Raw genomic sequence first — 21,013 nt, 5'->3', positions numbered from 1 at the left:
ATTGAAAAACACTTTTTTAACGGCACAGCGTCAGAACCGACATAAGGACTTCGCCATGAGCGACAAGCAGATGAACGTCGAGAGCTTCAACCTTGACCACACCAAGGTGAAGGCTCCCTATGTTCGCCTCGCCGACATCAAGACAGGTGAGAACGGCGACACCATCCACAAGTACGACATGCGCATCTGCCAGCCCAATCAGGCGCACATGGAGATGCCGGCGTTGCACTCCCTGGAGCACCTGATGGCCGAGCTGTCACGCAATCACTCCGACAAGGTGGTCGACATCAGTCCCATGGGCTGCCAGACCGGGTTCTACGTGGCGATGATCAACCACGACGACTACGAAGGCGTGCTGACGCTGCTCGAGAAGACCCTCGAGGACGTACTGGTGGCCAACGAGGTGCCGGCCTGCAACGAGATGCAGTGCGGCTGGGCGGCCAGCCACAGCCTCGAAGGCGCCCAGGAGATCGCACGGGGCTTCCTGGCCAAGCGCAACGAGTGGACTCGGGTATTCGCATGAAACGCATCGGCATCATCGGCGCCATGGTCCAGGAGGTGGAGCAACTGGCTTCGCTGCTGGTGGGGCGCGAGACCCGCACCCATGTGGGCTCCACCTTCCACAGCGGCCTGCTGCACGGGGTCGAGGTGGTGATCCTGCAGTCCGGCATCGGCAAGGTGAACGCCGCGGTGGGCACCACCCTGCTGCTGGATATCTACAGGCCCGACGCGGTCATCAACACCGGCTCCGCCGGGGGCTTCGGCAAGGGCCTCGAGATCGGTGACCTGGTGATCTCCAGCGAGGTGCGGCATCACGACGTGGACGCCGTGGTATTCGGCTACGAGCACGGCCAGGTGCCGCAGATGCCTGCCGCCTACCTGCCCGACCCGCGCCTGGTGGCCATCGCCAGGGAGTGCGCGGAGTCGCTGGGCGAGGTCAATGTCGTGGAAGGCCTGATCGCCACCGGCGACGTCTTCATGGCCTGCCCCAACCTGGTGGAGCAGACCCGCCGACGCTTCCCCACCATGCTCGCCGCCGAGATGGAGGCCGCGGCCATCGCCCAGACCTGTCTGCTCTACGATTGCCCTTTCGTGGTGATCCGCGCCCTCTCCGACATTGCCGGCGGCGGCGACAACCACCTCTCCTTCGAGGAGTTTCTGGTGAAGGCCGCGACCCACTCCGCCCATATGGTGGAGGCAATGGTGAAGCGCCTGGCCAGCCTGCCCACGGAGCAGACCAGCGATGCGTTGGCCGAGAAGGCCTGAGCCGCGCCTGACCCATCGGCCGCCGCGCCGGTGGGTGCCGGCGCTGCTGCTGGTCGGCATGCTGCTGGCCGGCTGTGGCGCCACGCACCTCAGCGACCGGCTCACCCCGATGCTGCCTGCCGAGCCCGGTGCTCCGGCGCTGGCCTTCGACGCGCTCACCGACCGGACCTACACGCCTCCCGACTGGCCCAGTCCACTCAGCGCGGACGTGCTGCTGCCTCGGTCAGCGAACGACGCGCCGCGACCCGCCGCCCTGCTGGTCCACGGCGGCGGCTGGCAGAACCGCGGCCCGGCGGACATGGCCGGCATCGCCGAGCAGCTGGCCGCCCGCGGTTATGTCACCGTTAATGTCGAACACCGCTTCGCCCCGGAGCACCGCTTCCCCGCGCAGCTTCACGACCTCCAGGAGGCCATGGCCTGGATCCACGCCAACGCCGAGGCGTGGCGCGTGGACACCGACCGCATCGTCGGCGTGGGCTTCTCGTCGGGTGCCCATCTGGTCAGTCTGCTGGCCCTGGCCGGGGCGGAAGGGCCACTGGCCGAGCCCCATGGTGGCGGCCACGCCCGGCTCGCCGCCGTGCTGGCGGGCGGCATTCCCAGCGATCTGTTCAAGTTTCCCGACGGCCGGCTGGTGGTCGAGTTCCTCGGCGGCACCCGCGCCGAGGAGCCGGAGCAGTATGCCCTCGCCTCACCGGCCCGCCAGGTCCACCCGACCGCCCCACCCTTCTTCCTGTTCCACGGCACCTGGGACCGCCTGGTCCCGCTCGACCATGCGACCGACTTTCGCGCCGAGCTCGAGGCCAAGGGGGTCGAGAGCGAGCTCTACCTCCAGCACGGCCGCGGTCACTTCCTCAGCTTCCTGACCCGCGGCCGAGCCATCGATGCCGGCCTCGCCTTCCTGGACCGGCAGGTAAACGGCCATTAGCGCTAGGCGCTAAGCCTGGAGTCTCCACGCCAGCGTCTCACCGGCGCACAGGGGCACAATACGCTGGCCACCGGCGTAGGGCAGAGACTCGGGCAGCTGCCAGGGCTCGCGCATCAAGGTGACGGTATCGGCGTTGCGCGCCAGGCCGTAGAAGTCCGGGCCGTAATGACTGGCGAAGCCTTCCAGACGCTCCAGCGCCCCGACTTCTTCAAACGCGGCGGCATAGAGCTCGATGGCGGCCGGTGCGGTGTAGGCGCCGGCACAGCCGCAGGCGCTCTCCTTGTCCCCCTGGGCGTGGGGCGCACTGTCGGTCCCCAGGAAGAACTTCGGGTTGCCGGAGGTCGCTGCTGCCAGCAGTGCCTGACGATGGCGCTCGCGCTTGAGGATCGGCAGGCAGTAGTAGTGGGGGCGGATGCCGCCCACCAGCATATGGTTGCGGTTGTAGAGCAGGTGGTGGGCGGTGATGGTTGCCGCCACGTTGGCCGGCGTGCCCTTCACGAATTCGGCGGCATCCGCGGTGGTGATATGCTCGAACACCACCCTGAGGGACGGGTGACGCTGCAGCAGCGGCTTCATCACCCGCTCGATGAACGTCGCCTCGCGGTCGAAGATATCGATCTCGGCGTCGGTCACTTCGCCGTGCACCAGCAGCGGCATGCCCAGCCTCGCCAGGGCGGCGATGGCGGCATCGCAGTGGGCCAGGTCGGTGACCCCGGAGTCGGAATTGGTGGTCGCGCCCGCCGGGTAGAGCTTTACGGCTTGCACCAGGCCGCTGGCATGGGCCCGCTCGATCTCCTCGGCCGGGGTATTGTCGGTGAGGTAGAGCGTCATCAGCGGTTCGAACTGGCTGCCCTCCGGCAGCGCCGCCAGGATGCGCTCGCGGTAGGCCAGGGCCTCCTCGGTGGTGGTGACCGGCGGATTGAGGTTGGGCATGATGATGGCGCGGCCCATCTGGCGGGCGGAAGCGCCCACCACGGCGGCCAGGGCCTCGTCGTCGCGCAGGTGCAGGTGCCAGTCATCGGGGCGGGTCAAGGTCAGTGAAGTCACGGCGGGTCCTGTCTCGGCGGGAACAATGAAGAGGTGCATCAGTATACCGAAAGCCGCCGCGTGGGGCTGCCTGGCAGCACACCGGTTGTTTTGTCTGCTAACATTTCCACCTCTTCTGTCAGCCCCATCAGGTGCCCATGCCCAACGCCACCACCCGCGCCCCGCTGCGCGCCGATCTGTTACTGCTGCTGGTCACGATGCTGGCCGCGGCAGGCTGGATCTTCTCCAAGGAGGCCCTGGAGGGCCTGCCACCGCTGCTGTTCATCGGCACCCGCTTCCTGCTGGCCGGACTTATCCTGGCCGCCTTCGCCCTGCCCGCCCTGCGCCGGCTGTCCCGCGGCGATGTCGTGGCCGGCGCCGGCGTCGGCGTGCTGTTCAGTGCCGCCCTGGCCCTGTGGATCCTCGGCCTCTACCACTCCAGCCACCTCGGCGAGAGCGCCTTCATCAACAGCCTGGGCATCCTGCTGGTGCCGATCATGGCTCGCCTGCTGTTCGGCGACCGCCCGCCGCGCACCACCTGGATCGCGTTACCGGTCGCCCTGTTCGGCTTCGCCCTGCTGTCGCTCAATGCCGGCCTGCGCATCGAGGCCAGCCAGGCCCTGATCACCGCCTCGGCGGTGCTCTTCTCGATCCTGATCAACGTCAATTCGCGGGTAGTACATCGCGTGCCAGCCCTGCCGCTGACGGTCATTCAGCTCACCATGGTGGGCCTCCTGCTCGGCCTGGTATCGGTGCTGATCGAGCCGTGGCCGGAGCGGATCGGCGGCGTGACCCTCGGTTGGCTGGCCGCCAGCGTGCTGCTGGCCAGCACCCTGCGCTTCTTCCTGCAGGTGCACGCCCAGGGGCTGACCACGCCCAGCCATGCCGCGGTGATCCTGATGCTGGAGGCGGTCTGGACCGCGCTGCTGGCCGCCGCCTGGTACCGCGAGACCATGACGCCGCTGCAGCTGGCCGGCTGCGCACTGATCTTCACCGCCCTGCTGATCAATCGCTGGTACTGGGTTCGCCGGCTCTTCACGCGGCGCTGAATTCCCGTATCATGCCCGCAGATCCGAAGAGGGAAGTGAACATGCCGAAGGTGCGCCACTATGCCGACCTGGTCACCGTGCTGTCAGGGCTGTCATGGCTGGTGGTGTTCTGGTCGATCAGCCTCACGGCGCAGATCGGCAGCATCGAACCCACCCTTGCCGCACTGCTGATGCTGGGTACCCTGATACTGGTCAGCTTCGTGCACCGTCCCATCCGCGTCCTGCTGCGCCGCTACCACGTTCGCAAGCGGCGTACCGAGATGTGGATGCATATCCTGGCCCTCCCGCTGATGCTGGCCTTCCTGTTCGGCATCGTGATCGAGAACCTGCTGGCGCCGCTCAGCGGGCAACAAAAGATGCTGCTGTTCAACGTCTTCGCCACCGCCGGCTGGCTGGTCTTCGTGGTCACGGTGTTGATCAAGCTGGCCATCCACCAGGCGCGACGCAGCCGCAACAATGGCGAAACGGCCGGGTAACGAGCCCCTGACATGACAACGGGCGCCTGGAAGCCAGGCGCCCGTTGTCACTCAATCATCAACTTCGGGGCCTCACTTCAAGGCCTCTCTTCGGGCAGTGCGATCAGAAACGATCGAGGCGGAACGGCGTCATGTCGACCGCCGGCGTCTCTCCGTCCATCATCTGGGCGAGCAGCTCGCCGGTGGCCGGCCCCAGGGTGAAGCCCTGGTGGCCATGACCGAAGGCCAGCCACAGCCCCGGCTTGCCGGGTGCGGGACCGATCACCGGCTTCATGTCCGGCATGCAGGGGCGGGCACCCTTCCACGGCTGGGCGTCGCGTCGCTTGCCCAGCGGGAAGAGCTTTCGCGCCGCCTTCTCGGCGGCCGCCAGCTGCTTGTACTGGGGCGGCGAGTCCAGGTCGGCCAGCTCGGCCCCGGTGGTCAGCCGAATACCGGCCCGCATCGGCTCGAGCAGGAAGCCCCGCTCGGCATCCATCACCCAGTGATGGAGCTGCGCGCCTTCTTCTGCCGAATAGTGCATGTGATAGCCACGCTTCACGAACAGCGGCGCATCCAGGCCCAGGCGCGACAGCAGCTCGCCGGTCCAGGGACCCATGGCCACCACCACCTGCTCTGCTTCCAGGGCGCCCTCGCTGGTCATCACGCGCCATCCGGTGCCCACCTGGTTGACGTCCTCGACGCTGGCCTGCATCAGGTGGCCGCCCAGCGCCTCGAAGCTCTTCGCATAGGCCTGCACCAGAGCACCCGGATCCGCCACCATCCACGGCTGCGTCCAGTGGATGGCCCCCACCAGCCCCTTGGCCAGGTGCGGCTCCTTGGCATACAGCCCCTCGGCGTCGAGCTCCTCATACTCTACTCCGAAACGCTCGCGATTCTCGCGGGCGTCCTTCAGGCGCTCATCCATGGCCTTCCGGGTCCGGTAGAGCTCCAGCCAGCCGCCCTTGCTCACCAGCGCCTCCGCGCCGGCGGCCTCGATCATCGGCGCGTGGGCGTCCTGGCAGCGCATGATCAGCGAGGCCCACTCGTTCACGATGCGCTCGTAACGCGCCCCGCCCGAGTTGATCCAGTACTGCAGCAGCGGTCCCGCCGCGCCAACCATGCCGGTCGGACGATAGCGAATGTCCACCTGGCGGTTGGGCAGCACCCGCAGCAAGGTACCGAGGTCTCGAGGGAAGGCGTAGGGACGCACCGCCTCCCGCTGGATGATGCCGGCGTTGCCGAAGGAGGTCTCGCGGCCAGGCTCGCGGCGGTCCACCAGCGTGACGGCGTGGCCGCGACGCGCCAGGTGCCAGGCAACCGAGACGCCGACAATCCCGGCGCCGAGAACGATGATGTTGCGGGACATGCAAGTCTCCCCCCGATCCGCCAAAGAAAAAGCCCCGCCTCTCGGCAGGGCATTCATGGCATCAAGTCTAGCAGGCCTCGGCATAACAACGGCATGTCGAGCAAAAGAAAGATGCATTTTCTATTTTATAACTCAAAGTTGGGATATTACTCCAAGACTGACTCCGTCGGGAGACGAAGCATTCAAGCGTCCGCCGCCTTGGCCTCCAGCTTGGCGCGGATGAAGTCGCCATGCCCCACGTGCAGCAGGTCGGCGAGCTGGCGGATTCGATGTTCCTCCAGGTGGTGATATTCGCCATCCGCCAGCGCCAGAGCCCACATCATGCGCACCAGGTCGCAGCGCTTTGGATAGTCGTAGTGCTGCTTGATGAGGCTGACGAACTGGTAATGATCCACCGAGCTTTCCACCTCCTCCCGAGCCAGGGCTACCAGCTCATCCACCGCCTCACCCTCGAGATCGAAACTGCCACGCAGCATCTCGTGCAGGGCCACCAGTTGGGCAGGGTCCTCCTGGTAGTCGGCGCGCATCACCTCGCACAGCAGCGCCGCCGCGGCAAGCTCCAGAGTCGGCCTCTCATCATCCTGCGCCTCGGGGTCGGCCAGCATCTGCTGGAAAAAACGCTGAATGCCTGTGAGCACGGTCACCCTCCTCGTCTCTGCCTGGCAATATGACCTGCAACACGGCCTGGCGTTCGCTCAGCCCTCGCGGCAGCGCCAGCGCGCCATGAGGTTCAGCAGCGCCAGGGCCAGCAGCGCAGCCGCTGCCCAGCCAAGGGCATCCACCAGGCTGTGATAGCCGGCGGGAGGAGACAGGGGACGCTGGGTCATGCCGAACTCCACCACCCGGGTCAGGCCGTAGAGAATGAGAGCGAGGCTTGCCAGGGGCAGAGCGGAGTGCCGGCGCGCCAGCCACCGTGTCAGGGCCCAGGGCTCCCGCGGGGTCGGCTTGGCGGCTGGTTTCGCAGCGGGCTTGGGAGCGGACTGGGCGGCCACCTTGCGCGGTGCCGGGGCCTTGCGTGCGCGCGGCTTGGTGGGTTGTACCCGCCGCCGTGCGGGAGGACCGGCCACCAACTCCCAGGCCCAGCGTGCGGCGCGCCACAGCACCCAGCCCAGGGTGAAACTCACCGACAGCGCCAGGCCGCCCATCACCAGAACATACGCCATCGGGCGAATCCTTCGTTGCCATGCTGGCCGGTTATTGTGCCACACCAGCAGCGGCGAGCGAGGAGCGGGGGTTACTCCCCGGCGCGGTAGAGGGTCTGGATGCTGGAGAAGTCCAGCTTGCCGTTGCCTTGAGCGCTGTGCAGGGCGAAGAGGTTGCGGGCCTGGGAACCCATGGGCACCGTGGACTTCGAGCCCAGCGCCAGCTCCCAGGCCAGGCCCAGGTCCTTGGCCATCAGGTCGGTGAGGAAGCCGCCCTGGTAGTCACGGGAAGCGGCGGAGCCTTCCATCACGCCGGGCCAGGGGTTGTAGACGTTGAGCGCCCAGTTGCCGCCGCTGCTCTGCTTCATGATCTCGGAGAGCACCGCCGGGTCCATGCCGTTCTTGACGCCCAGCGCCAGGGCCTCGGCGGTGCCGCTCATCAGGATGCCGAGCAGCATGTTGTTGCAGATCTTGGCCACCTGCCCCGCGCCGTTGTCACCGGCATGGAAGATGTTCTTGCCCATGGCCTCGAGGACGGGCTTGGCCTTGTCGAAGCCGGCCACCTCGCCGCCGACGATGAAGGTCAGGATGCCGGCCTTGGCGCCCCCCACCCCGCCCGAGACCGGGGCATCCAGATAGCTGATCCCACGCTCGGCGGCGGCGGCGGCCACGCTGCGGGCGTCCTCCGGGGAGATGGTCGAGGCGTCGATCAGCAGCGGCTTGCCATCCAGCGTATCGAGCAGCCCGGGCTCACCGTTGCGGCCCAGGTAGAGCCCCTTGACGTGGGCACCGGCGGGCAGCATGGAGATGATCACCTCGGCACCCTTTGCGGCGGCTTCGGCGCTCTCGCCACGCTTGGCCCCCTCGCTCTCGAGGGCCTGGATGGCGCTCTCCACCAGATCGAAGACGGTGACGCTATGGCCGGCCTTGACCAGGTTGCTGGCCATGGGCGCGCCCATGTTGCCAAGGCCGATAAAAGCGATATTCATGAGTGGCTCCTTGTGATTGTTGGCATCTTGTTGGGGTCAAGCAGGATTACCCGATCCGGTGGCCCAGGCCGAGGTCGCGCAGCGGGTGTGATTCGCTGTCCCAGGGCGAGGTAAACAGCGCCTGGATCATCTCCTCCGGCACGCTGTCGGCATCCGGGTGGCTCCAGCGCGGGGCCTTGTCCTTGTCGATCAGCAACGCACGCACGCCTTCGACGAAATCGCCCTGGCGGCAGCACTGCACCGAGAGCACCAGCTCGTCGCGGAAGGCATCGGCCAGGCTGGTGTGGGCATGGCGAGCCAGCATGCGCCAGACCAGCTGCGCGCTGAGCGGGCAGCCGTCGGCGAGACGCGCTCGGTTGGCAACCAGCCATTTGTCGTCGCGGTCATCGGCGAGAATTCGCCTCACCGCGGTGGCGGCATCCACGGCGCCTGCCAGGGCCTGGATATGATCGATTCTCGGCATCACCTGCCCTGCCGGGGCGGCGGTGCGGTCCTCGTGGAGGTCCAGTGCCTGCTGCACGGCGCCGCGCAAGGCGGCGCCGCTGCGATCACCGTAATCCGCCTCGGCCAGGGCGCTTAACACCAGGGCGCGGCGCTCGCGAGGAATCAGGCGGTCGGCCATACCGAGGTCCAGGGCGTCGCGGGCGTTGAGCTGGGCGCCGGTCAGGCCCAGGTAGGCGCCCACCCCGGGCGGCATGCGGTTGAGGAACCAGCTGGCGCCGATGTCCGGGTAGAGGCCAATGGTGATCTCCGGCATGGCGATGCGGGTGGCCTCGGTGGCGATGCGCTGGAAGCCACCGGCCATCAGCCCGAGGCCGCCCCCCATGACGATACCGTCACCCCACACCAGCAGCGGCTTGGGGTAGGTGTGAATGCGATGGTCGAGGTGGTACTCGGCAGTGAAGTAGGTCTCGGCCAGCAGGCTGTCGCGGCCGGCGCCGCGATTGTCGCCCTCCTCGGTCAGCGAGCGGTAGAGGGCGACCACATCGCCGCCGGCACAGAAGGCCTTGTCGCCGCTGCCCTCGAGCCACACGGCCACGATACTGCGATCGACCGCCCAGGCCTCCAGCTTGGCCTCCAGCTGGTGCACCATCTCCAGGGAGAGGGCGTTGAGCGACTTCGGGGCGTTGAGGGTCGCCACACCGATGCGCCCACCATCGCGGGTGGGCAGCTCGTCGAAGAGTACGGCAAGATCCGACATGAAAAGGGGTCTCCGCGTCCTTGGGTCTATGATTGCAGCGTGGATTACTGCAGCGACTCGATCATGCCATCCGCCATCAGCCGGCGCGCCACGATCAGACGCATGATCTCGTTGGTGCCCTCCAGGATCTGGTGGACTCGGGTGTCGCGCACCAGCCGCTCCAGGGGGTACTCGCGGATATAACCATAGCCGCCATACAGCTGCAGGGCCTCGTTGCAGACGTTGAAGCCCACATCGGTGGCGAAGCGCTTGGCCATGGCGCAGTGGGCGGTGGCCTCGGCGTCGTTCTGGTCCAGGCGCCAGGCGGCCTGGCGCACCATCAGCCGGGCCGCCGTGAGCTCGGTGGCCATGTCGGCAAGCTTGAACTGCAGCGCCTGGAACTGGTTGAGCTCACGCCCGAACTGCTTGCGCTCGGCCATGTAGTCGCGGGCCAGGGTCAGGGCGTGCTGGGCAGCCCCGAGTGAACAGCTGGCGATATTGAGACGGCCGCCGTCGAGGCCCTTCATGGCGAACCTGAAGCCCTCGCCCTCCGCGCCCAGGCGGTTGGTGACCGGCACGCGCACGGCGTCGAAACTTACCAGGCGGGTCGGCTGGCTCTTCCAGCCCATCTTCTCTTCGTTCTTGCCGTACTCGACGCCCGCGGCGTCGGCCGGCACCACGATGGCCGAGACCCCGCCGGCGCCGCTGTCGGGCTCGCCGGTGCGTGCCATCACCACCAGCACCTCGGTGGCGCCGGCGCCGGAGATAAACATCTTCGAGCCGCTGATCACATAATCATCACCGTCACGAACGGCCCTGGTACGAAGATTGGCGGCATCGGAGCCGGCACCCGGCTCGGTGAGGCAGTAGGAGCCCAGCGCCTCGCCGGCCACCATGGCGGGCACCCAGGTCTCGCGCAGGGCGTCGTCGCCCCAGCTGGCGATCATCCAGGTCACCATGTTGTGGATGGTGAGGTAGGCGGTGGTGGCCACGCAGCCCTGGGCGAGCTGCTCGAAGATCAGCGAGGCGTCGAGGCGTGACAGCCCCAGCCCGCCGTGCTCCTCGGGAGTATAGATGCCAAGAAAGCCGGTCTCGCCGGCGCGACGGATGACATCGAGGGGGAAGTGGGACGTGGCGTCCCACTCGGCGGCGTGGTCGGCCAGCTCGGCCTTCGAGAAGTCGGCGGCGGCCTGGACCAGCGCCTTCTGGTCCTCGCTCAGGGAGAAGTCCATGGTGGTATCCTCGTCTCGCGTGTCGATTGCATTATTGTTGGCTGATTGACTGAATTCAGATGTTGGCTGGTGTCTGGCCCGCTCGAGGCTCACCCGACCCACGGCCCTGACACCAACCTAGCACTTGCTAGGTTTATCCCACATCACCCCATGGTCGAACAAGCACTTTACGTTAACGTAAACCTCGGCTAGTGTTGCCATCAGGCGGGCGGGCTGCGCCTCGCCCCGCCATCAAATTAAGGAAGACGCTCATGACTCAGCGCACAGCGAGCGACGCGGCACAGCCCGGCGGCCTGCCCCGCCAACGACGCACCTTCAGCATCGGGGAACTGGCCAAGATGTTCGAGGTGACGCCGCGCACCATTCGTTTCTACGAGCAGGAGGGGTTGCTGGCCCCCGAACGACGCGGCCAGACGCGCATCTATCGCGAGAAAGACCGGGTGCGGCTCAAGCTGACCCTGCGCGGCAAGCGCCTGGGCTTCTCGCTGGCCGAGATCCGCGAGGTGGTGATGATGTATGACGCCATGCCCGACGGCAACGCCCGCCAGCTGCAGCGTCTTCTGGAGATCCTGGCCGACAAGCGCGCCAATCTGGAGCGCCAGCTGGAGGACATCCGGCTGATGCACAAGGAGCTCGACGATGTGGAGAGCCGTGCCCGGGAGGTGCTGTCCGGCCTCGGCGCCGAGCCCCCGACGCACTGAGCCGCCACGACCAGGGTCATGATCGTGTTGCCCACTGCACACCCAGCAACAACAAAGAGACGGTAGACGATGACACGCCAACATACTCCGATCAGCTACGTCAGCGGCATCAGCGACACCCCCCTCAAGGGCCAGACCATCGGCGACTGCTTCGATGAGACTGTGGCTCGCTTCCCGGATCGCGATGCCCTGATCAGCCTCCACCAGGACCTGCGCTACACCTGGCAAGAACTTCAGGCCGCCGTCGACCAGGCCGCCCGCGCCCTGCTTGCCCTGGGCGTCAAGAAAGGTGACCGCGTCGGCATCTGGTCGCCCAACTGCGCCGAGTGGACCATCACCCAGTTCGCCACGGCGAAGATCGGCGCCATCCTGGTCAACATCAATCCCAGCTACCGTACCCACGAACTGGAGTACGCCCTCAAGCAGTCCGCCGCCTCCACGTTGATCCTGCAGGGCAGGTTCAAGGGCTCCGACTACGTGGCCACCCTGGCAGAGCTGGTCCCGGAGCTCCAGGAAGAGAGGGCCCCGGAGCTGCGCGACGGCGGCCCCGGCACCTTCAGGAGCGCCAAGCTGCCGGAGCTAGAGCGGGTAGTTTGCCTGGACGCCGATCGCGCGCTGACCGGCATGTTCAGCTGGCAGTCGATGCTGGCCCACGCCAACGAGGTCTCCGCCGAGCTCCTGGCCGAGGTGCAGGCCACCCTGCAGTTCGACGACGCGATCAACATCCAATACACCTCGGGTACCACCGGCGCCCCCAAGGGCGCGACCCTGTCGCACCACAATATCCTCAACAACGGCTTCTTCGTGGCGCGCACCATGGCGCTCACCGAGGAGGACCGCATGGTGATCCCGGTGCCGCTCTACCACTGCTTCGGGATGGTGATGGGCAACCTGGGCTGCGTGACCCACGGCGCCACCATGATCTACCCGGGCGACGGCTTCGACCCGGAGGCAACCCTGCGTGCCGTCTCCGAGGAGAAAGCCACCACCCTCTACGGCGTGCCCACCATGTTCATCGCCGAACTGGAGCACCCGGAGTTCGAGCGCTTCGATCTCTCCTCCCTGCGCACCGGCATCATGGCGGGTTCCATCTGCCCCATCGAGGTGATGCGCAAGGTGATCGAGCGCATGAACATGAAGGACGTCACCATCTGCTACGGCATGACGGAGACCAGCCCGGTGAGCTTCCAGACCCAGACCGACGCCCCGCTGGAGAAGCGCGTCACGACGGTCGGCACCATTCACCCACACCTCGAGGTGAAGCTGGTGAGTCCGGAGACCGGCGCCGCGGTGGCCCGCGGCGAGACCGGCGAGCTGTGTACCCGCGGCTACAGCGTGATGCTCGGCTACTGGAACAACGAAGAGGCGACCGCCAAGGCCATCGACAGCGCCGGATGGATGCATACCGGTGACCTGGCCACCATGGACGACGAGGGCTACGTGGCGATCGTGGGGCGGATCAAGGACATGATCATCCGCGGCGGCGAGAACATCTACCCGCGCGAGATCGAGGACTTTCTCTATACCCACCCCGCCATCTCCGACGTCCAGGTGATCGGCGTACCCGACGAGAAATACGGCGAGGAGGTGATGGCCTGGGTCAAGCTGGCCGACGGCCAGCAGTTGACCGCCGATGAGCTCAAGGAATTCTGCAAGGGCAAGATCGCCCACTACAAGATCCCCCGCTACGTGAAGTTCGTCGACGAGTTCCCGATGACCGTCACCGGCAAGATCCAGAAGTTCAAAATGCGCGAGGAAGCCACCCACGAGCTGGGGCTGGAATAAACCTCAGCAGCAGGCGAGTGGCGCGAGGACAGGCATCCCTCGAGGGCTTGCGAGCCCCAACCCTGCGGCCCCGGGCCGCGGGGTTTCTCGTCCCGGGACGGCTACCGGCCGCGGCTATCAGCTCTGCCAGGGGACGACAATCCACCGAAGGCGGCATTGGCGGTTGATCGTCGGAGGTGGTATGACCTCTCAGACCACGAACCAAAGCGAGACCGCCATGCAGGACCTGCTGCTTCCCCTGGCCATGACCGGCGCCTTCGGCTCCATCATCGGCACCCTCTACCGCCTCTCTCGTCGGCCCGGCTACCGGCGCCCGCTGCTCTTCCCGCTGGTCGGCCTGATAGCCGGCACGATCGGCTTCGTGATCTACCAGGTGCTGGTGGCCACCACCGGCGCGCCGCTGTGGCTGCTGCCACTGTTGGTCATCCTGCAGGTGTGGCTGTGGCTCGGCCCCTTCGGCCCGGCCGCCCGCGTCGCGGACCAGGACGACTCGGGGCGCTGAGGCTCAGCCACCGGCCAGCCGAAACTCGCCAATGCGGGCCACCGTGCGCGCATGGGCCTCTCGTTCACGGCAGGCGGCGAGGAATCCCTCGAGGCGAGGGTAGCCCGCAAGCCCGCCTCGCCCGGCCAGCGCCAGCACCGGGAAGCTCATCTGGATGTCCGCGGCGCTGAACGCCTCGCCGGCAAACCAGGGCCCCGCCGCCAGCTCGCTCTCCCAGAACTCCCTCAGCCGGCGGATCTCCGGCCCCAGGTACTGCTGCTCCACCCCGCGGGCGAACAACCGCCCCAGCGGACGCGCCAGGGCGGGTACCGGCGGCTGCCCGAGCCGGGAGAAGACCAGGCGCATCACCAGCGGCGGCATCCCCGAGCCCTCGGCATGGTGCAGCCAGAAGCGATAGCGCTCCCAGGCATCGCTGCCTCCGGGGGGAGCCAGCCGGCGTTCGGCATCATGGTGCTCGATCAGGTAGTCGATGATGGCCCCGGACTCGGCGATGACCCGGCCATTGCGGGCCAGGTCGCGAATCACCGGCGCCTTGCCCAGCGGGTGCACGGCCCGCAGCGAGTCCGGTGCCAACAGGGTCGACGGATCACGCCGGTGGGTCACCAGCTCGTACGCTACCCCCAACTCCTCGAGCAGCCAGATCACCCGCTGGGAGCGGGAGTTCTCCAGATGATGAACCTCGATCATGTCGTTTCCTCACGTCGATTCCTTACCGCACCCTAACGCCGATCGCCACCGATGTCCTGCCAAGGTCGCCTTTGCTGCGCCCCGGCCGGGCACTAGACTGATCACCAACAATGACGACAACACAACTAGAGATGGAGAACGCCATGGCCAAGGTTCTGGTGGTGGACGATGAACCCAACATTGTCCTGTCGCTGGAGTTCCTGATGCAGCAGGCCGGCTTTGAGGTAGTCACCGCCGAGGATGGCGAGAGTGCTCTGGCGCGCGTCGCCGAAGGCACCCCGGATCTGGTACTGCTCGACATCAGCCTACCGGGTATCAGCGGCTTCGATGTTCTTGAACGCCTGCGCTCCGACCCCGATCATGCCCGCCTGCCGATCATCATGCTCACCGCCCACGGGCGTGAAGTGGAGCGCGAAAAGGGCCTGGCGCTGGGCGCCGACGATTACATCACCAAACCCTTTTCCACCCAGGCGCTGGTCGACAAGGTCAAGGCGCTGCTCGCCGAGGTCTCCTGATGGCTCGACGTCTATCCGGACTGCCCCGCCGCCAGCGGCTGATCGGCCTGTGGCTGCTGCTCAGCGGCATCAGTATCTTCGGCGGTGCCACCTTCGCCCTGTGGCTCGACACCCTCTTTCAACCCACGGGGCTGGCCCGCCTGGTCCTTTGGCTGGGCTGTTTCTCCGGGGGCGGCACCATCTTCCTGGTGGGCCTGCTGCTGGAGCGCCAGCTGTTCACGCCGCTGCGTCACCTGCAGGTGCAGCTGGCCCGCCTGGTGGCCAATCCCGACGCCCGGGAGGACTACCCTCCCGAAGGCTGGCTGCGGGCCCTGGGCCCTGACCTGGTGCGGGTGCGCGATGCCTGGCGCACAGACCGCGGCCGCCTGGCGACCGCTCACGCCGAGGGCGCGCGCAGCGCCGCCCGCATTCGCCAGGAGCTGGAGACCCTGCTCCAGGTGCTCGACACCCCGCTGCTGCTCTGCGACCAGCACCGCCGGGTGCTGCTGTTCAACCAGGCGGCCGAGACCCTGTTCGAAGACCATCATGGGCTGGGGCTGGGCAAGCGCCTCGAGAGCCTGCTGCCCGCCGTCAGCCTGCAGGACGCCCTTGGCCAGCTGCCTCGGGATGGCGCCCCGCGGGAGGTGCTGGTGCCCTGCGACGAGCGCTGGCTTCGGGCCGTGATGCGCCGGGTGCCGGGCAGCCACGGCGAGACCCTGCTCACCCTGAGCGACACCACCGCGGCCTGGACAAGCGAAATGGGTGCCCGCGCCGATCTGCTCGACAGCCTGCCCCGCCTGCGCCGTCACAGCGCCAGCCTGACCAGTGCGGCCGACGCCCTGACGTCTCTGGGAGGCGCCTCGGGAGAGATGCGCCAGCGCCTCGAGAGAGTGATCGACGAGGAGAGCCAGTCCCTGGGCCAGGATATCGAGCAGCTTGCCGCCCTGGTGGAGCAAATGCAGCACGAGGGCGAGCGACTGGTGCCGCTGTGGTCCAACGACCTATGGCAGGCCCTCAACGAGCGTCGCGCCGGCCTGGTCAAGGTAGTACCGGTCGGCATGCCCGCCTGGTTCAAGGGCGACGCCATGGCGCTGCTGGTGCTGCTCGGCTCGCTGATCGAGGGGCTTCAGGAGCAGCGGGCCCCGGAGGAGCTAGAAGGAGAGGTCTGCCTGGGTAACAAGCGGGTCTATCTGGACCTGATCTGGCGCGGAGCGCCGCTCAGTGAAAGCCAGCTTACCGAGTGGCAGCAGCAGCGCCTGGACGACCTGCCGCTCTCCCCGCGAGTGGCCGACGTGCTGCACCAGCACGCCAGCGACGCCTGGAGCCTGGCCGATGACGACGGCGTACACGCCAGAATTCGACTTCCACTGCCTGCCACCGAACGGGTCGGCGCCCCGCGGGAGGCCACCCCGCCGCGCCCCGAGTTCCACGACTTCGGGATCGCCGATCTGCCGCCGCCGGACGCCGAACTGGCCGCCCGCCCGCTACGCGCCCTGGAAGTGGTCGCCTTCGACACCGAGACCACCGGTCTCGAGTTGCGGCGCGGCGACACCGTGATCAGCATCGGCGCCTGCCGCGTGGTCAATACCCGCCTGCTGGCCAGCGAGGTGTTTGACGCGCGCGTCGATCCCGGCAAGCCGATCCCCCCGGCCAGCACCGCTATCCATGGCATCACCGACGCCGACGTCGTGGGCGCTCCGCCGCTGCCGGTGGTACTGCCGCGCTTTCGCGATTACGTGGGCGAGGCGGTGATCCTGGCCCATAACGCCGCCTTCGACCTGCTCGCCCTTCAGCCACCGGGGGCCGGTGTGACCCTGGACATGCCGGTGCTCGACACCCTGCTGATCTCACGGGCCCTGGATGCCAGCCTGGACGGACACGACCTGGACAGCCTGGCCGAGCGTTACGGCCTGAGCTTCCCGCCGGGCACGCGGCATACTGCCCTGGGCGACGCCCGGGTCACCGCCGAGCTGTGGCTGGCCCTGCTGCCACGATTGGAGGCCCGCGGCATCGATACCCTGGAGAAGGCGCTGGCCCTGCAGACCAGTGCCCTGGACAAGGAGGACGCCTGCGCCTCATGAGTTCACTCCCCCGGTCCCGGCGGGTGCCGGCATGAACACCCCACGCCTCGGCGAACGGCTGGTGGCCCTGGTGCTGCTGGCTACCCTGCTGTTCACCCCGCCACTGGTGTTGGTCTTCGACCGCCCGGCCGGCGGCCCCTCCTGGCTGCCGCTCTACCTCTTCGTGGCATGGGGGCTGGTGATCGCCCTGGCCGCCTGGCTGCTCGAGCAGCGCTCGGGGGAGTGAGCATGACGGAGGGGCGGCGATGAGAACCGATGCGGTAGTCCTGAGCGTCGCCTTCGGCTACCTGGCGCTGCTCTTCGTGATTGCGGCCTGGGGCGACCGCCGCGCCGAACAGGGGCGTTCGCTGATCGGCTCACCCACCGTCTACGCCCTCTCCATCGCCGTCTACTGCACCGCCTGGACCTTCTACGGCAGCGTGGGGCGCGCCGCGCAGTTCGGCCCCAGCTTCCTGCTGATCTACCTGGGGCCGACGCTGGCGATGCTGTTATCGCCCTTCCTGATCCGCAAGATGGTGCGCATCGCCAGCGCCCAGCGCATCACCTCCATCGCCGACTTCATCAGCGCTCGCTACGGCAAGAGCTCGAGCCTCGGCGCCCTGGTGGCGCTGATTGCCCTGATCGGCATCACCCCCTACATCACCCTGCAGCTCAAGGCGATCACCGTGAGCCACGCGGTGCTTGTCAACTACCCTCAGGCCCCGGAACTGAGCATGGTCGAGGAGGCCTTCTGGGTCGACAAGTCGTTCTGGGTGGCGCTGGTACTGGCAGTGTTCATCATCCTCTTCGGTACCCGCCACCTGGACGCCAGCGAGCGCCACGAGGGCATGGTGGCGGCCATCGCCTTCGAATCGCTGATCAAGCTGGTGGCCTTCCTCTCGGTGGGTATCTTCGTGGTGTTCGTGCTGTTTCACGGACCCGGGGATCTCTTCTCTCAGGTGGCGGCCAGCCCTGAGCTGGTGGGCGCCATGGGCCTGGACGCCGTGCCGGGTGGCGCCAGCGGCTGGATCGGCATGCTGGTGCTGGCCTTCCTGGCCTTCATCACCCTGCCCCGCCAGTTTCAGGTGCTGGTGGTGGAGAACGTCGACGAGCGCCACCTCAAACGGGCCAGCTGGCTCTTCCCGCTCTACCTGCTGGCCATCAACCTGTTCGTGATCCCCATCGCCCTGGCCGGCATGTTGCTCTCCGCCGGCGATCCGGACAGCTTTGTGCTGACCCTGCCGCTGTCGGCAGGGCTCGAGGCGCTGCCACTGCTGGTGTTCATCGGCGGGCTCTCGGCGGCCACCAGCATGGTGATCGTCGAGACCATCGCGCTATCGACCATGGTCAGCAACCAGTTGATCATGCCGCTGCTGCTGCGCTCCCGGCACCTGCACCTCGGCAGCCGCGGCGAACTGGCCGGCTGGCTGCTGGGCATTCGCCGCGTGGCCATCGTGCTCATCCTGCTGCTGGGCTACCTCTACCACGCACTGATCGGCGACTCCTACAGCCTGGTGACCATCGGCCTGGTCTCCTTCGCCGCCGCAAGCCAGTTTGCCCCGGCGATGCTGATCGGCATGTACTGGCGCGGTGCAACCCGCCGCGGAGCCGCCCTGGGCCTGATCGCCGGCACCCTGATCTGGGCCTGGACTCTGCTGATTCCGGGCTTCGCACAGTCCGGCTGGGTGGACGACACCTTCCTGACGCTGGGTCCCTTCGGCCTGGAGTGGCTGAGGCCCTATGCCTTGTTCGGCCTGGAAGACTGGGACATCTACTCTCACTCGCTGCTGTGGAGCCTGACCGCCAACATCGGTCTGCTGGTGGGCGTCTCGCTGTTCACCCGCCAGAGCCCGCTGGAGCAGACCCAGGCGGCGCTGTTCACCGAGGCCATGCACCCCGGCCTGATGGAGACCTCGCTGTGGCACGGCCAGACCACCCGGGGTGAGCTGCGCAACCTGCTCGATCGCTACCTGGGCGCCAATGCCACTGCCCGTGTTTTTACCGGTTACCCGGGGAATGAGCCAAGCCATGACCAGCCCGCTCCACCGGAGCTGATCGCCCGCGCCGAGCAGGCCCTCTCCGGGGCGCTGGGCAACGCCTCGGCGCGTGTGCTGATCAACTCCGTGGTGCGCGGAGAGGCGCTGGACCTGGAGTCGATCCTCAGCATCCTCGACACCACCTCGGAGACCCTGGAAGTCAACCGCCGCCTGGAGCAGAAGTCCGAGGAGCTGGCCCGGGCCAGCGAGGATCTTCGCGCCGCCAACGAGCGGCTGCGAGAGCTCGACCGCCTCAAGGACGAGTTCGTGGCCATGGTCAGCCACGAACTGCGCACACCGCTCACCTCGATCCGCGCCTTCGCCGAGATCCTGCGCGACAGCGGCGACCTGCCCGATGAGAAGCGGGTGCACTTCCTCAACGTGGTGGTCAAGGAGAGCCAGCGGCTCTCGAGACTGATCGAGGAGATTCTCGACCTGGCCCGCCTGGAGAGCGGTCGTCTCACGCTCAATCCCCAGCGCCTGGATCTGGTGGAATTGACCCGCCACAGCGTCGATGCCGTGCACCACATGCAGGAGGATCGCGGCGTGGCGCTGGAGGTGGCCATCGAGGTCGAACAGGCGCCGGTGGTGGGCGACCCGGACCGCCTGGAGCAGGTGATCATCAACCTGCTCGACAACGCCGGCAAGTTCGCTGATGAGACCAACCCGAAGGTGCTACTGCGTCTGGGGCGCTACAAGAAGCATTATCGCCTGTCGGTCGAGGACAACGGCCCGGGCATCGCCGAGGAAGAGCGCGAGCGGGTGTTCGAGAAGTTCCACCAGATCCAGCGCCCCGGCGAGACCCCGGAGAAGATCCGCGGACGTCCCCGGGGCAGCGGCCTGGGGCTCCCCATCAGCCGCGGTATTGTCGCCCATCTGGGCGGACGGCTATGGGTGGAGAACGGCCCCGTGCTGGGCGGCGCCTGCCTGACCATGGAGTTGCCCGAAGCGCCGGGCCCTAGCCCCGCTTCGCCCGCCGCTTGAGTCGTCGGATCTGCAGCAGGTCATGACGCAGCAGCAAGCGCTGGTCCTCGCCGAGCCGCGAGACGTCCACCCAGCCGTCGGCGCCACCCCCCGTCCTGAGCCCATTGCACTGCTCTTCCAGCAGCAGCCCCTGGAGCCGCTCCAGGGCGGCGGTCAGGGCGCGACAGCGCTCGGCGGGCAGCACCTCCTTCACCACCAGGGCCGCCAGCCGCTCCCGGGTGTCGATCTCGCGCACGCCATGGCGCAGCGAAAGCAGCCTGGCGGCGCCCACCAGCGGCAGCAGCCCCTGCCGCTTGAGGTTGATCGCGCGCTCGTGAGGCGCTCCCTCGAGTGAGCTCGACAGCCGCCCGAAGCGGTCCAGGGCCATCGGCAGATCGTCGAGCAGCACCCCCATCTCGTCCAGGAACAGCCCGGCCCGCGGCAGGAGTCGCGCCACTCGGTCGGCGAGGGCCTCGGCCAGGGCACCTTCACCATAGACTGGACGAAAGTCGAGGAGGATATTGGCCTGCTGCACGCGCTTGGTCCGGCGCTCGGCGGTCCAGAGGGTCAGCTGTTCGCTCCACTCGGAGAGCCGCTTGCGCCACATGGGCCAGCGCGCCATCACGTGGCCGCTGCACAGCGGTATGCCAGCCTCGTCCAGCCGGTCGGTGAAGCGCTCGCCCAGCGCCTGAAAATAGCCGTCGATCTCGGTGTGCCGGCTGTCCGGGTAGTCGGCGATGATCATGCCGTTGTCCTGATCGGGCGCCAGCAGGCTCTCCTGGCGAGCCCCCGACCCCATGATCAGCACGCAGAAGGCGACGGGGGGCGCCCCCCAACCCAGCCCCTGCATCTCGCTCTGGGCAAGCTGGATGGCCCGCCGATAGAGCCAATCGTTGTGGTCACTGATCAGCTGGCCGATGCGCCAGGCGGGGAGGTCGAGGCGTGTGAGCGCCTCCACCAGACGAGGCTGCCAGGCGTGGGCGTCGGGAAGGGTCGGCGCCGGCCCGAGTTCGGACAGGGCGTCGCGCAGCGGGGCGAGCAGTGGGGGCAGCCGCGCAGGGTCGGGCGACTCGCCGTCGGCGAAAAGCGACCGCCACGATGAGGCACGGTGAAGCAGGCGCATGGCAGCTCCGGGCAACAGAATCCGACCCAGTG

At 67.5% G+C, this 21,013-nt stretch carries 21 protein-coding genes; 12 read left to right on the top strand and 9 right to left on the bottom strand.

The genetic code is table 11. The features are described 5' to 3' along the window. Positions 1-55 precede the first annotated feature (55 nt). The 3 genes from ACM26W_RS09345 to ACM26W_RS09335 are packed head-to-tail and all read left to right on the top strand — an operon-like array spanning position 56 to position 2,191. Positions 56-523 (top strand): S-ribosylhomocysteine lyase, encoded by a 468-nt coding sequence (locus ACM26W_RS09345; protein ID WP_416140557.1) that lies wholly within the window; start codon positions 56-58, stop codon positions 521-523. Next, positions 520-1,266 (top strand): 5'-methylthioadenosine/S-adenosylhomocysteine nucleosidase, encoded by a 747-nt coding sequence (mtnN, locus tag ACM26W_RS09340; RefSeq protein ID WP_416140556.1) that lies wholly within the window; start codon positions 520-522, stop codon positions 1,264-1,266. The genes ACM26W_RS09345 and mtnN overlap by 4 nt, the downstream gene beginning before the upstream one ends. After that, positions 1,244-2,191 carry an alpha/beta hydrolase fold domain-containing protein gene (locus ACM26W_RS09335; RefSeq protein WP_416140555.1) on the top strand — a complete coding sequence of 316 codons (948 nt, stop codon included), beginning with the start codon at positions 1,244-1,246 and terminating at the stop codon, positions 2,189-2,191. Before mtnN ends, ACM26W_RS09335 begins: the two co-directional genes overlap by 23 nt. 9 nt (positions 2,192-2,200) lie before the next feature. On the opposite strand, the gene pyrC is transcribed toward ACM26W_RS09335, so the two are convergent. After that, on the bottom strand, positions 2,201-3,238 hold the full coding sequence (pyrC, locus tag ACM26W_RS09330) for a dihydroorotase (RefSeq protein ID WP_416140554.1): 1,038 nt from the start codon (positions 3,236-3,238) through the stop codon (positions 2,201-2,203). A gap of 137 nt (positions 3,239-3,375) precedes the next feature. Here pyrC and ACM26W_RS09325 point away from each other — a divergent pair, with 137 nt between their 5' ends. Continuing rightward, on the top strand, positions 3,376-4,266 hold the full coding sequence (locus ACM26W_RS09325; protein ID WP_416140553.1) for a DMT family transporter: 891 nt from the start codon (positions 3,376-3,378) through the stop codon (positions 4,264-4,266). Between the two features lie 41 nt (positions 4,267-4,307). Further along, entirely contained in the window at positions 4,308-4,742 is a 435-nt protein-coding gene (locus ACM26W_RS09320; RefSeq protein WP_416140552.1) for a hypothetical protein, read from the top strand. Positions 4,743-4,845: 103 nt separating this feature from the next. Here the strand turns inward: ACM26W_RS09320 and ACM26W_RS09315 are convergent, their stop codons facing one another. From ACM26W_RS09315 to ACM26W_RS09290, 6 genes are all read right to left on the bottom strand, one after another. Next, on the bottom strand, positions 4,846-6,087 hold the full coding sequence (locus tag ACM26W_RS09315; RefSeq protein WP_416140551.1) for an NAD(P)/FAD-dependent oxidoreductase: 1,242 nt from the start codon (positions 6,085-6,087) through the stop codon (positions 4,846-4,848). A 182-nt stretch (positions 6,088-6,269) separates the two neighbouring features. Further along, a complete protein-coding gene (locus ACM26W_RS09310) occupies positions 6,270-6,725 on the bottom strand; it encodes a TerB family tellurite resistance protein (RefSeq protein WP_416140550.1) in 456 nt (151 codons plus the stop codon). A 57-nt stretch (positions 6,726-6,782) separates the two neighbouring features. Next, positions 6,783-7,250, bottom strand: a complete 468-nt coding sequence (locus ACM26W_RS09305) for a hypothetical protein (RefSeq protein WP_416140549.1) — start codon at positions 7,248-7,250, stop codon at positions 6,783-6,785. Between the two features lie 71 nt (positions 7,251-7,321). Then, the gene (mmsB, locus tag ACM26W_RS09300) at positions 7,322-8,218 is read right to left on the bottom strand and encodes a 3-hydroxyisobutyrate dehydrogenase (protein WP_416140548.1); all 897 of its coding nucleotides are present in this window, start codon (positions 8,216-8,218) and stop codon (positions 7,322-7,324) included. Between the two features lie 46 nt (positions 8,219-8,264). Next, positions 8,265-9,419 (bottom strand): enoyl-CoA hydratase/isomerase family protein, encoded by a 1,155-nt coding sequence (locus ACM26W_RS09295; protein WP_416140547.1) that lies wholly within the window; start codon positions 9,417-9,419, stop codon positions 8,265-8,267. 44 nt (positions 9,420-9,463) lie between these two features. After that, a complete protein-coding gene (locus ACM26W_RS09290; protein ID WP_416140546.1) occupies positions 9,464-10,630 on the bottom strand; it encodes an acyl-CoA dehydrogenase family protein in 1,167 nt (388 codons plus the stop codon). Positions 10,631-10,881: 251 nt separating this feature from the next. Between ACM26W_RS09290 and ACM26W_RS09285 the strand changes: the two genes are divergently transcribed. From ACM26W_RS09285 to ACM26W_RS09275, 3 genes are all read left to right on the top strand, one after another. After that, a complete protein-coding gene (locus ACM26W_RS09285) occupies positions 10,882-11,331 on the top strand; it encodes a MerR family transcriptional regulator (protein WP_416140545.1) in 450 nt (149 codons plus the stop codon). A gap of 69 nt (positions 11,332-11,400) precedes the next feature. Further along, positions 11,401-13,116: an AMP-binding protein gene (locus ACM26W_RS09280; protein ID WP_416140544.1), complete on the top strand. Its 1,716-nt coding sequence runs from the start codon at positions 11,401-11,403 to the stop codon at positions 13,114-13,116. A 181-nt stretch (positions 13,117-13,297) separates the two neighbouring features. Then, positions 13,298-13,618, top strand: a complete 321-nt coding sequence (locus tag ACM26W_RS09275; RefSeq protein WP_416140543.1) for a hypothetical protein — start codon at positions 13,298-13,300, stop codon at positions 13,616-13,618. Between the two features lie 3 nt (positions 13,619-13,621). Here ACM26W_RS09275 and ACM26W_RS09270 read toward each other — a convergent pair whose 3' ends face one another. Continuing rightward, positions 13,622-14,305 (bottom strand): glutathione S-transferase, encoded by a 684-nt coding sequence (locus ACM26W_RS09270; protein WP_416140542.1) that lies wholly within the window; start codon positions 14,303-14,305, stop codon positions 13,622-13,624. 143 nt (positions 14,306-14,448) lie between these two features. Between ACM26W_RS09270 and ACM26W_RS09265 the strand changes: the two genes are divergently transcribed. From ACM26W_RS09265 to ACM26W_RS09250, 4 genes are read left to right on the top strand one after another with little or no spacing between them, the layout of a single operon-like run. Next, positions 14,449-14,820, top strand: coding sequence for a response regulator transcription factor (locus tag ACM26W_RS09265; RefSeq protein WP_416140541.1), 372 nt, complete (start codon positions 14,449-14,451; stop codon positions 14,818-14,820). Next, the gene (locus ACM26W_RS09260; RefSeq protein WP_416140540.1) at positions 14,820-16,880 is read left to right on the top strand and encodes an exonuclease domain-containing protein; all 2,061 of its coding nucleotides are present in this window, start codon (positions 14,820-14,822) and stop codon (positions 16,878-16,880) included. The genes ACM26W_RS09265 and ACM26W_RS09260 overlap by 1 nt, the downstream gene beginning before the upstream one ends. 31 nt (positions 16,881-16,911) lie before the next feature. Further along, a complete protein-coding gene (locus ACM26W_RS09255) occupies positions 16,912-17,106 on the top strand; it encodes a hypothetical protein (protein WP_416140539.1) in 195 nt (64 codons plus the stop codon). A gap of 19 nt (positions 17,107-17,125) precedes the next feature. Then, on the top strand, positions 17,126-19,879 hold the full coding sequence (locus ACM26W_RS09250; RefSeq protein WP_416140538.1) for an ATP-binding protein: 2,754 nt from the start codon (positions 17,126-17,128) through the stop codon (positions 19,877-19,879). Here ACM26W_RS09250 and ACM26W_RS09245 read toward each other — a convergent pair. After that, positions 19,854-20,981 carry a DUF294 nucleotidyltransferase-like domain-containing protein gene (locus tag ACM26W_RS09245; RefSeq protein ID WP_416140537.1) on the bottom strand — a complete coding sequence of 376 codons (1,128 nt, stop codon included), beginning with the start codon at positions 20,979-20,981 and terminating at the stop codon, positions 19,854-19,856. The two genes, ACM26W_RS09250 and ACM26W_RS09245, sit on opposite strands and share 26 nt — an antisense overlap. Positions 20,982-21,013: the final 32 nt, after the last annotated feature.

The sequence above is a fragment of the Halomonas sp. HK25 genome, from assembly GCF_047795635.1.
Taxonomy (GTDB): domain Bacteria; phylum Pseudomonadota; class Gammaproteobacteria; order Pseudomonadales; family Halomonadaceae; genus Halomonas.
Note: the sequence above shows the minus strand (reverse complement) of the source record. Positions and strands in the feature narration are given on the sequence as shown.